This window comes from Variovorax sp. 20P10.2.4 (assembly GCF_058244205.1).
In genome coordinates this window covers 1-10729 of sequence record NZ_JBZAYE010000214.1, presented here as the reverse complement: position 1 = coordinate 10729, position 10729 = coordinate 1, and the positions used below count along the sequence as shown (strand labels likewise).

Genomic DNA, 10729 nt, shown 5'->3' with positions numbered 1-10729 from the left:
GCGCTCCGAGGGCGGCACGCGATCGAGGATCGCCAGCGCGCTCGCGACCTCGCTGCCCAGGTACGAGGCCATCATGTCGCGCGCCAGCAGGCCGCGCTCGTGCAGCAGCACCGCGAAGGTCAGCGCATGCGCCAGCGCCAGGCCCGCGAACACCACGACCGCGACCCGGCCGAACATCGTCTGCGCGCGCTTCATGTCGCATCGGCCTCGGCGCGCACCTCGCAGCAGAACACATAGCCGGCCGCGCGCACCGTCTTGATGTAGCGCGGCTCGCGCGAGAGGTCGCGCAGCCGGCGGCGCAGGCGGCTCACCAGCAGGTCGATCGAGCGGTCGAAGGCGTCGCTGTCGCGGCCCTGGATCAGGCTCTGCAGCTGGTCGCGGTGCAGGATGCATTGCGGCCGCTCGAGCAGCACCTGCAGCAGCCGGTACTCGGCGCCCGTGAGCGCCACCAGCGTGCCGCTCGCGTCCACCAGGTGGCGCCCCAGCGTGTCGAGCCGCCAGTCGCCGAAGGCCAGGAAGCGCGGCTGCTGCGCGCGCCGCAGGTTGGGCGGCAGCATGCGCGTGCGGCGCAGCACCGAGCGGATCCGCGCGAGCAGCTCGCGCGTCGCGAAGGGCTTGGTCAGGTAGTCGTCGGCGCCCATCTCGAGGCCGAGGATCCGGTCGGCCTCGTCGGCGCGCGCGGTCAGCATCAGGATCGGAATCGGCGCCGCGTCGCGCGAACGCAGGTTGCGGCACAGCGAGAGGCCGTCCTCGCCGGGCAGCATCAGGTCGAGCACGATCAGGTCCACCGCGTGGGCGGCGAGCACCTCGCGCATGCGCGCGGCATCGCAGGCCGTGCTGACGCGCAGCCCGCCCTGCGTCAGGTAGTCGCGCAGCAGCGCGAGGATCTGGCGGTCGTCGTCGACGACGAGCACATGGTCGGGGCGTTCCATCGCCGCACGATAGTTGCAGCGGCGCACGGCGCGGCAGGGGTTTTGTATCGCAGTTTGTCCGGGCCGCGCACGGACAAGCATTGCTACAGATCCGCCGGCTTTTCGACATCGCCGCGGCGACGCCGGCCGATGCAATGGCGGCTCCCGATCACCCATGGAGCCTCCATGCACTCGATGATTTCCGCCTGCCGCGCCCTCGCGCTCGGCCTGCTGCTCGCCGCCGCCCCGGCGGCCTTCGCCCAATCCGCCGCAAGCGATCCGCGCGGCCGCTGGATCACCGCCAACGGCAACCTCGAGGTCGAGGTCTCGGCCTGCGGCGACGCGCTGTGCGGCACCGTCACGCAGGTGCTCGGCAACCGCTCGATGGCGCCCGAGGGCGGCGAGATGCAGGCCGTCGACACGCGCTCGCCGCTCGGCATGACGCTGCTCAAGGACTTCAGGCCCACGGCCGCCACCGAGCCGGGCGGCGAATGGGAAGGCACGATCTACAACCGCGAGAACGGCAAGACCTACCGCTGCCGCATGTCGGTCGCCACCGCATCGATCGCCGCCGGCGAGCTGGTGCTCCATGCCTATGTCGGCCTGCCCCTGTTCGGCAAGACGCAGCGATGGACCCGCGCACCGTCGCGCCACTGAAGCAAGGCCGGCACATGCTGCAAACCCTGCTCGCCCTGGGCGCCGGCATCGCGACCGTCGGCAGTCCCTGCATCCTGCCGATGCTGCCCCTGCTGCTCGGCGCCACGCTCGCGCCCGCCGGGCCGTCCGCGCGCACCGCGTCGCTGCGGCCGCTGCTGATCGTGGCCGGCTTCGTGCTCTCGTTCGCCGCCGCCGCGCTGGCCTTCGGCGCCTCGACGCGCGTGCTCGGGCTCTCGCCGCAGGCGCTGCGCCACGCGAGCATCGCGGTGCTGCTGGCCTTCGGGCTGCTGCTGTCATGGCCGCGCCTGCTCGACCGACTGGCCGCGCCGCTGGGCTTTCTCGCCGATGCCGGGCAGAAGCTCGGCGACCGCGCCGGTGCCAGCCCTGGCGGCGCGCTGCTGCTGGGCGCGAGCCTGGGCCTGCTGTGGACGCCCTGCGCCGGGCCCGTGCTGGCCTCGGTGCTCACCCTGATCGCGACCGAGGAGCAATCGTGGACCGCCGCCTGGCTGCTGCTGATGTACGCCGTCGGCGCCGGCGTGCCGATGCTCGCGATCGCCTACGGTGGACAGGCCGCGAGCGCGCGGATTCGCGTCGTGGCGAAGCACATGCACGCCCTGCGCCGCGTGTTCGGCGTGCTGATGATGGCGACCGCCGCGGCCATGGCCTTGCGGGTCGACACGCAGTTGTCGGCATGGCTCTCGCGGGCGGCGTGGTCCTCGGGCGGTTCCGCCACCGCGGTGCAGGTCGCGACGGCGCCGGACTTCGTCGGCATCGACCAGTGGTTCAACTCGCCCGCGCTCACGATCGAGGGCCTGCGCGGTCAGGTCGTGCTGGTCGATTTCTGGACCCACGGCTGCGTCAACTGCGTCAACACCCTGCCCCACCTCCGCGAGTGGGCCCGGCGCTATCGCGAGCGCGGCCTGGTGGTGGTCGGCGTCCACACGCCCGAGTTCGCCTTCGAGCGCGACGCGGCCGGCCTGCAGTCGGCGATCCGGCGCCACGGCATCGACTACCCCGTGGCGCAGGACAACCGCTACAAGACCTGGAAGGCCTGGGGCACCGAGTACTGGCCCAGCCTCTATCTCGTCGACCGCACGGGGCGCGTGATCTTTCGCCACGTGGGCGAAGGCGATTATGCGCACATCGAGCGGCAGATCGAGCAGGCGCTGCAATGACGCAGGCGCGCGCCAACAGATGCATGGCGATTTCTCCTACAAGCACCGTCGTCATCGACGCATAGGCGCGTGCGAGCGCTCTTATTAACTTGTGGGTCATCAACAGGGAGCAGCACCTCAGGAGCCCGAGCGACGCGCGAAGGTCCGAGGTTTCTTTTTTTTGCCTTTCTTCCTTCGAAGGACCTTCTTCATGCCCTTGCTCCGTTCGCGCGCCCGCGGCCACGCCACCCTCGTCGCCGCCCTGGCCGGCGGCGGCCTGCTCGCAGCCGCCACGCCCGCCCTCGCCGATCCGTCGCCGGCGCTCGACCGCTTCAGCCTTTCCGTCGGCGCCTATGCCGCCGATCCCAAGTTCGACGCCTCGGTGGGCACGCCCTACGGCTCGCTGCGCACCGGCGACATCAAGCCCGGCCGCGTGACCATGCCGCGCATCACGGCCGACGTGCTGCTCGGCGACACGCAAGGCCTGTCGTTCGATTACTTCCGCTACAAGCGCGACTACTTCGGCGGCCTCTCGGGCGGCACCTCGCTCGGCGGCCTTGGCACCATCGCGGCCTTCGGCAATGCCAACGTCGACACGCAGGTCGATTTCGCCAAGCTCTCGTACAAGTGGTGGATCGGCTCGGGCAACACGGTGCTGGGCCTCGGCGCCGGCGCGGCCTACTACCGCATCAAGCTCGGCGTGAGCGCGCTCGCGGGCGTCAATGGCCAGTTCGGCACGCTCAACGAAAGTTCGAGCCGCGATGCGATCGCTCCGCTGCTCGAGATCGGCGTGCGTCACGCGATCACGCCCGACCTGCGGCTGTTCGCCGACGCCTCGGGCGTGTGGAAGAACGGCGGCAGCTCGCACGGCAACATCTACAACGCCGCGGCCGGCGTGGAGTGGTTCCCGGTCAAGAACGTGGGCCTGGTGCTGGCCTACAACGTGACCAACATCGACATCACGCGCGACAGCGGCACGGCCGACGCGCGGCTGAAGATCCGCCTGCAGGGGCCGACGGCCTCGCTCAAGGCGCGCTTCTGATCGCGGGGAGATCGGCGGCGCAGTGCCGCCGATCTCTTCGCTCTATTCGCCCGGCTCGCGCGTCGAGGTCGCGAGCAGGATGGTTCGCACGTCCTTCTTGAGCACCTTGCCGACCTTCGAGCGCGGCAGGTCGGCCCACACCTCGACCTGCTTGGGCGCCTTCACGCTGCCGATACGCGCCTTGACGAAAGCCTTGATCGCCTCGGCGTCGATACTGCGGCCCGCCTGCGGCTGCAGCACCGCCACCACGCGCTCGCCCCATTTCTCGTCGGGCAGTCCGATCACCGCGCTGTCCTGCACGTCGGGGTGCTGCATCAGCGCCTGCTCGACCTCGGCCGAATAGACGTTGAAGCCGCCCGAGATGATCATGTCCTTGGCGCGGTCGACGATGTAGAGGAAGCCGTCGTCGTCGAGCCGGCCGATGTCGCCCGTGTGGTGCCAGCCGAAGCGCGAGGCCTCCTGCGTGGCCTTCGGGTCCTTGTAGTAGCCCTGCATCACGAGCGAGCCGCGCACCACGATCTCGCCGCTCTCGCCCGTGGGCAGCAGCTCGCCCTCGGCGTTCATCACGCCCACCTGCACCAGCGGCCCGGGCCGTCCCGCCGAGGCGAGGCGGTGCCTGGCCACCGAGCCGTCGGCATTGAAGTGCTCGCGCGGCGACATCATCGAGATCATCATCGGCGCCTCGGTCTGGCCGAAGAGCTGGGCCATCACCGGGCCGATCTTCGTGAGCGCCTCCTCGAGCCGCGTGGCCGACATCGGCGCCGCGCCGTACCAGAAGCACTGCAGCGAATCGCGCTTGGTCGCTGCGAGCTCCGGATGCTGCAGCAGCATGTAGATCAGCGTCGGCGGCAGGAAGGCGTGGGTGATGCGATGGCGCTCGATCAGCGCGAGGAACTCGCCGAGGTCGGGCTTGGGCATGATGACCACGCGCCCGCCGAGCGCCATCACCGGCAGGCACAGCACGCCGGCCGCGTGCGTGAGCGGCGCGAGCGCGAGATAGGCGGGCCGGCCCTCGAAGGGATAGCCCATCAGCGTGAGCGCCGACATCGCCTCGAGGTTGCGCCCCGTGAGCATCACGCCCTTGGGCTGGCCCGTGGTGCCGCCGGTGCCCGCGATCATCGCCACGTCGTCGGGCGGCGCGATGTCGAGCGGCGCGTCGTCCAGGCCCTCGAGCCAGTCGTCCATCGAAGGCGCGAAGGCTTGCCGCGCATCGAGACAGACCAGCGCGCGCAGCTTGGGCAGCTGCGAACGCATCTGCTCGACCATGGGCGCGTAGTTGCCGTGGAACACCAGGCAGGCGCAGTCGAAGGCATCGAGCACGAAGGCGTTCTCGCTCGCTTCGTTGCGCGGATTGATCGGACACCACACGCCGCCCGCGCGCGAGATGCCGAACACCGTGGCGAAGGCCATCGCATCGTTGCTCGAGAGCACGGCCACCTTGTCGCCGGGCTTGAGGCCCGCGCGCTGCAGGCCGCGCGCCACGCGCCAGCTGATGCGCTGCACCTGGGCATAGCTGAGGTCGGCCTCGCCCAGGGTCAGGCAGGGCGCATCGGCGCCCAGCTGGGCGCCCTTGTCGAGGTAGTCGACGAGACGCATCGGTCAGCCCATGCGCGTGAGCACGGGTTCCTGCACCAGGCCGAAGCCGCGCAGCGCGCCCAGCAGCTCGCGGTGGCCGAAGGCCTGGCAGCCCGAGGCGAAGCCCGCGCGGCGCGGCGGCTGCTGCAGCAGCGAGGCCGCCGCATAGGCCTGCAGCATGCCGGTCTGCTTGTAGTTGCAGTTGCCGAAGATCACGCAGTGCACGCGGCCCAGCGGACCGGAGGCATGCACCGAGTCGACCGACTTGTTGATGCGCGGGTTCTCGCGCGGCGGCATGGTGTTCATCACGCTCGATGCCGTCTGCGCCAGCGCCGCGTAGCGGTCCTCCTCGTTCATGCCCTCGGTGGCCTTGAGCGCGGCCGCCACGATCTGCGGCACGCCCATCATCAGCGGCTTGTTGAAGACGCCGCCGAGCACCTTGACATTGGCCACGCGCGGATCGCGCTTGAACCACACGGGGTGCGAGGTGCCGCCCCAGGGCAGCGCCAGTGCGGCCTCGTGCTGGCCCGGAATCGACAGGTGGTAGAGACCGGCATCGGGCTGCCACTCGACGTACTCGTTCTGCTCGAGGTAGTAGGCCTTCGAGGTGGCCGCGTTGACCAGGATGGTCTGCGTCGACGCGATGGTCGGGCTGCCGCCCCAGAACACGGCGATGTCGAGCGTGTCGAGACCGGGCGTCTCGAGGCACAGCTGGGCCGCGATCTCGCCCGTGGTGTACATGTGGGCCAGGCCCGGCGAGAGCAGCAGCCCCGCGGCGGCGAACTTGGCGCCCCATTGCTGGTCGAGCGTGATCAGCCAGTCCTGCTCGCCCGTGGTGTCGGTGTAGTGACAGCCGGCGTTGAGACAGGCCTCGACCACCTCGGGGCCGAACTTGGCGAACGGCCCCACGGTGTTGAGCACCACCGAGGCGCCGGTGAAGAGCTCGGTGAGCGCCTCCACCGAATGCGCCACCTCCACCACCTCGTAGCGCGCGGTCTCGATGCCGGGCACGTTCGATTTCATCGCGGCGTCGAGCTTCTCCTTGCTGCGGCCCGCGGCGATGAACGGGATGTTGTACTCGCGCAGGTACTCGCAGACCAGCCGCCCGGTGTAGCCCGAGGCGCCGTACACGATGACCGGCTTCTTGTTCTTGCTGCTCATGTCGTCTCTCCTTTTTCTTGCCTGATGTGTGACTCGTTCTGTTCGCGCATGGCCTTCACATGCCCATGCCGCCGTCCACCGCGAGGCCGGCGCCGGTGATGAACCGGGCCGCGTCGGAGCAGAGGAAGACCACCACGTCGGCCATGTCGCCGACCTCGCCGAGCCGGCCCAGCGGCGTCTGGCCGATCACGTCGCCGACGGCCGCCTCCACGCTGGGCGCGAGGCCCGCGGCGACGATGTCGTTCGCGAGCTTCATGCCCATGTCGGTGGGCACCAGTCCCGGGTAGATGCAGTTGACGCGCACGCCGTAGCCCAGCTTGCCGGACTCCATCGCGGCCACGCGGGTCGCGCGGTCGACCGCCGACTTGGTGGCCGAGTAGCCCGCGATGGCGGGAAAGGCGATGGTCGCGGCGACCGAGGCGATGTTGACCACTGCACCGCCCGCACCCGCGGCGCCGCCGGGGCGCATCGCGCGGAACGCGTGTTTCATGCCCAGCAGGGTGCCGGTCACGTTCACGTCGAGCATGCGGCGCAGGTCCTCGGCCTGCACGTCGACCACCAGCGAGGTGATCTCGATGCCCGCGTTGTTGACCACGATGTCGAGCCCGCCGAGCTCCTTCACCGTGGTCTCGACGGCCGCGGCCCAGGCCGCGTCGTCGGTGACGTCGAGCGGCACGAAGCCCGCCTTCGCCCCGCCGGAAGAGAGGCGCTGGGCGGTCGCCCGCCCCACGTCGGCGAGCACGTCGCCGATCATCACCGCCGCGCCGGCCTCGGTCAGCGCCTGCGCAATGCTGGCGCCGATACCGCGCGCGCCACCCGTCACGAGCGCCTTGCGCCCCTTCAGATCGAACTGTCCCATCGCTTGTCTCCTGTGGTCTGGTTGTGAGATGGAGCGGCCATCCTAGAAATCGTCTTGACGAGTGTCAAGATTTTCTTTGACGACCGTCCAGATTTTTTAGAATGGCACCCGGAACAGGCTGGAACGCCGTTTCGCACGGGCGTGCCATGCGTGCTATGGTTTGCAGATCAACGGACAACGAGAGCGGCCCGCGCATCGCGCGGCGCGGTGGAAATGACGACACGACAGCAGGAACAACCGTCGACGGCCCGGGTGCCGAAGGCCAGGGTCGACAAGTTCGAGGAGCGGCGCGCCGAGCTCGGCGAGGCCGCGCTGACCACGCTCGCCACGCTCGGCTACGCGCGCACCAGCCTGCGCGAGATCGCGCAGAACACCGAGTTCTCGCACGGCGTGCTGCACTACTACTTCACCGACAAGGTCGACCTGATCGTCTGCAGCGTGAAGCAGTACAAGGCGCGCTGCGTCAAGCGCTACGACCATGCGGTCGACAGCGCCACCACCTTCGACGAACTGACGGAAGGCTTCCTGCAGAGCCTGGCCGACACGCTGCGCGACGAGGGCCACATGCATCGCCTGTGGTACGACCTGCGCTCGCAGGCGCTGTTCGAGGCCGCCTTCCGCGACGACGTGACCGAGATCGACAAGAGCCTCGAGGCGATGATCTGGCGCATCATGGTCCGCTTCGAGGAACTCGCTGGCGTGCCCACGGGCCTGCCGCCCGCCGCGGCCTATTCCCTGTTCGACGGCCTGTTCCAGCAGGCGCTGCTGCGCCACCTGTCGGGCGAGGCCGATGCGGCCGAGCGCATGAAGGACGACGTGCGCGCGGCGATCCTGCGCCTCTTCCCGCGGCCCGCCGAGCTCCGCAAGCCGGCGGCCGCGCGCAAGCGCCGCGCCTGACTCAGCCCTTCGTTTTCTTCGCGGCCTGCACGGCCCGCGCGCCGGCCCATTCGCCCGACGCGCACAGCCCCTGCATCACCTCGGCGATCAGCGCGCAGATGGCGCGCTTGGCATTGCCGGTCGGCAGGTGCACCGACACGCACAGTCCCAGCGTGCGGAACATCGCGCCGGAGGCGATGCGGTGCGCCGCGAGCCGCCCTTCGCCGACTTCGCGCTGCGCGAGCCCCAGCGGCATGATGGTCGGCCCGAGCCCCGCCTCGACCGCAGCCTTGAGCGTGTAGACCGAATTGATCTCGGCCGCCACGCGCGCGGCCGGCTGGCCCGCGGCCTCGAGCACCGCATCGACCAGCCAGCGCGTGCAGTGCCCGTGCGCATTGGCGGGCCACACCAGCGGCCGCGCGGTCGCCTGCTCGATGCTCACCTCGCCCTCGGGCAGCGCATGCGGGCTCTGCGGCGATTCGAGAAACACGAAGTCTTCTTCCACCAGCGGCGTGAAGGTCACGTCCTCGGCGGGCATGGTCGGCGAGAACACCGCCACGTCGACGCGGCCGCGCGTGAGCTGGTCGGCCATGTTGCCCGTGAGCTCCTCGTTGAGGTGCAGCACCACGTCGGGATAGCGGCGCGCTGCCGCGCGCATCAGCGGCAGCGCGATCATCGGCGACACGCTCTGCGGCAACGCCGCCACCACCGAACCCACCACCGAATCGGCCGCCACGTGCACCGCGGCGCGTGCGTCGCTGACCTGCTTGGTGATGCCCTGCGCGTATTCGTAGAACACCTTGCCGGCCTCGGTCATCGCCACGCCGTTGCGGCTGCGCAGCAGCAGCTGGGTGTCGAGCTCGGCCTCGAGTTCGGCCATCTGCTTGCTCAGCGCCGACTGCGCCACGTAGAGCTGCTGCGCGGCGCGCGAGAGGCTGCCGCAATCGACGATGGCAACGAAATACTTGAACTGGCGCAGTTCCATCGGCGGGTGGTCTCCGGCCATTCGCCACAGGGTTGCGGGAACGGCCGGCCATTCTAGGCCGCGCGTTCGCGGCCTATGGGTCGGACAAGGCCTCAGTTCACGCAGTCGAAGCTCGTCGCATCCTTCGTGTCGCCCGCGCCCTTGTAGCGCGGGTACGCGGGGTATTTGCACATCGGCCGCGCGAGCGCCGTGGCGCCCGTGGCCGCGTCGAGCTTGCGCTGCACCAGGCCTTGCGCCGACGCGGGCACGCCCTGCTCGACCCAGGTCGCCATCGCCTTCAGCAGGTCGACCTTGTCGGCGCCCGGCCCGCCCGCGCAATGGCCCACGCCCGGCGCGAGGAACAGCTCGACGGTCTGGTCGGCCTTGGCCTGTCCCAGCTTGCCAACCACCTGGTCGTAGTAGCGCGAGGTGTCGCGCGCGCTCACCGAGGTGTCGTTGGTGCCGTTCCACAGGATCAGCTTCGCGCCGCGCGCATGCAGCCGCTCCAGGTCGGGATCGGCCGCGCTGAACAGGCCGCCGACCACGCCCATGCGCGCGAGCCACTGATCGGGGTTCCAGGCCAGCGTGTCGAAGGCCGAATCCTGCGTGATGAACGAGCGCACGAAGCCGTCCGAGAACATGCCCTGGATCGAGTTGCCGCCGAGCGCGGCCTGCGGCCAGATGTAAGAGCCCCAACCCTCGGCCGTGTTCTCGAGGCCGAAGTTGTAGCCCGGGTGCGACCAGGCGCCGTCCGCGGTGGCGACCGCCGAGGTGATGGTCTTCACCGTGGCGATCTGCGCGTCCGACAGGCAGGCATCGCCGGTGTCGGCGCCACCCGCGCAGCGCAGCGGCGCGGGGTCGTAGTTGCAGGCCGTGGGTTTCGAGACGATGCCGTCGGCCACACCGTCGAGCGCATCGCACTGCGCGAGCACCGCGTTGGCCAGCAGGGTCTGCTTGGCCGGATTCAGCGTGTTGGCCGGCACGCGCACCTGCTTCGAGATGCGGTTGAACTGCACGAACAGGCCCATGATGTTGCCGGCCGGGGCGCGCGCCACGATGCCGTCGAAGTCCTCGGGGAAGCGCTGCGCGAGCATCAGCGCGTCGTGGCCGCCCATCGAGCAGCCCTCGAAGTAGCTGCGCGCGGGGCCGCTGCCGAAGAAGGCCGCGATCAGTTCCTTGCCCGGCGGCAGCGCGCGATGCTCCGACTGCTGCGTGAAGTCGAGCAGCTTCGCGGGATCGGCCGCGAAGCGCGCCGCGAAGTAGCCCGCGTCGCGCACGCCGGGATAGTCGTAGCCGCCGTTGGTGCCGATCGTGGCGTAGCGCTCGCTGAAGATCGAGGCGCTGAACTGCGGATCGGCCGCGCTCGGCAGCGCGCCGTCGAAGCCACCGCCGCCGATGAAGGCCAGCTTGCCGTTCCAGCTCGAGGTCGGCAGGCGCGCCTCGAAGCGCAGGCTCGAACCCTGGAAGCTCGCGGTGAGCACGCAGTACTCGGGCTGCACGCCGGTGGCGGCCACCACCTTCGCGTCGGCG

General features: G+C 70.1%; 10 protein-coding genes and 1 pseudogene. 4 read left to right on the top strand and 7 right to left on the bottom strand.

Annotation, left to right across the window (positions count from 1 at the left end; all coding sequences use genetic code 11):
• Together AC27VN_RS20105 and AC27VN_RS20100 are read right to left on the bottom strand one after the other, a co-directional pair.
• Window positions 1-195 (bottom strand): annotated as a pseudogene (locus tag AC27VN_RS20105) (two-component sensor histidine kinase); the annotation flags it as partial.
• Window positions 192-932, bottom strand: coding sequence for a response regulator (locus tag AC27VN_RS20100; protein WP_490877648.1), 741 nt, complete (start codon window positions 930-932; stop codon window positions 192-194). The pseudogene AC27VN_RS20105 and the gene AC27VN_RS20100, both read right to left, overlap by 4 nt.
• Before the next feature lie 165 nt (window positions 933-1097).
• On the opposite strand from AC27VN_RS20100, the gene AC27VN_RS20095 reads away from it, so the two are divergent.
• The 3 genes from AC27VN_RS20095 to AC27VN_RS20085 all read left to right on the top strand — a co-directional run bounded on the left by AC27VN_RS20095 (window position 1098) and on the right by AC27VN_RS20085 (window position 3764).
• Entirely contained in the window at window positions 1098-1568 is a 471-nt protein-coding gene (locus AC27VN_RS20095; protein ID WP_490877647.1) for a DUF2147 domain-containing protein, read from the top strand.
• 14 nt (window positions 1569-1582) lie between these two features.
• Window positions 1583-2743 carry a cytochrome c biogenesis protein DipZ gene (locus AC27VN_RS20090; protein ID WP_490877646.1) on the top strand — a complete coding sequence of 387 codons (1161 nt, stop codon included), beginning with the start codon at window positions 1583-1585 and terminating at the stop codon, window positions 2741-2743.
• Window positions 2744-2933: 190 nt separating this feature from the next.
• Window positions 2934-3764 (top strand): hypothetical protein, encoded by an 831-nt coding sequence (locus tag AC27VN_RS20085; RefSeq protein ID WP_296791078.1) that lies wholly within the window; start codon window positions 2934-2936, stop codon window positions 3762-3764.
• A 42-nt stretch (window positions 3765-3806) separates the two neighbouring features.
• Here the strand turns inward: AC27VN_RS20085 and AC27VN_RS20080 are convergent, their stop codons facing one another.
• From AC27VN_RS20080 to AC27VN_RS20070, 3 genes are read right to left on the bottom strand one after another with little or no spacing between them, the layout of a single operon-like run.
• Window positions 3807-5360: an acyl-CoA synthetase gene (locus tag AC27VN_RS20080; protein WP_490877645.1), complete on the bottom strand. Its 1554-nt coding sequence runs from the start codon at window positions 5358-5360 to the stop codon at window positions 3807-3809.
• A 3-nt stretch (window positions 5361-5363) separates the two neighbouring features.
• A complete protein-coding gene (locus AC27VN_RS20075; RefSeq protein WP_093340142.1) occupies window positions 5364-6500 on the bottom strand; it encodes a DUF5938 domain-containing protein in 1137 nt (378 codons plus the stop codon).
• Between the two features lie 55 nt (window positions 6501-6555).
• Window positions 6556-7359, bottom strand: a complete 804-nt coding sequence (locus AC27VN_RS20070) for an SDR family NAD(P)-dependent oxidoreductase (protein ID WP_093340144.1) — start codon at window positions 7357-7359, stop codon at window positions 6556-6558.
• 213 nt (window positions 7360-7572) lie between these two features.
• Between AC27VN_RS20070 and AC27VN_RS20065 the strand changes: the two genes are divergently transcribed.
• Entirely contained in the window at window positions 7573-8256 is a 684-nt protein-coding gene (locus AC27VN_RS20065; protein WP_208514128.1) for a TetR/AcrR family transcriptional regulator, read from the top strand.
• A gap of 1 nt (window position 8257) precedes the next feature.
• Here the strand turns inward: AC27VN_RS20065 and AC27VN_RS20060 are convergent, their stop codons facing one another.
• Together AC27VN_RS20060 and AC27VN_RS20055 are read right to left on the bottom strand one after the other, a co-directional pair.
• Window positions 8258-9241: a LysR substrate-binding domain-containing protein gene (locus tag AC27VN_RS20060; RefSeq protein ID WP_490877644.1), complete on the bottom strand. Its 984-nt coding sequence runs from the start codon at window positions 9239-9241 to the stop codon at window positions 8258-8260.
• A 71-nt stretch (window positions 9242-9312) separates the two neighbouring features.
• Window positions 9313-10729 (bottom strand): tannase/feruloyl esterase family alpha/beta hydrolase (locus AC27VN_RS20055; protein ID WP_490877643.1); only part of this gene is annotated, 1417 nt, incomplete at its 5' end.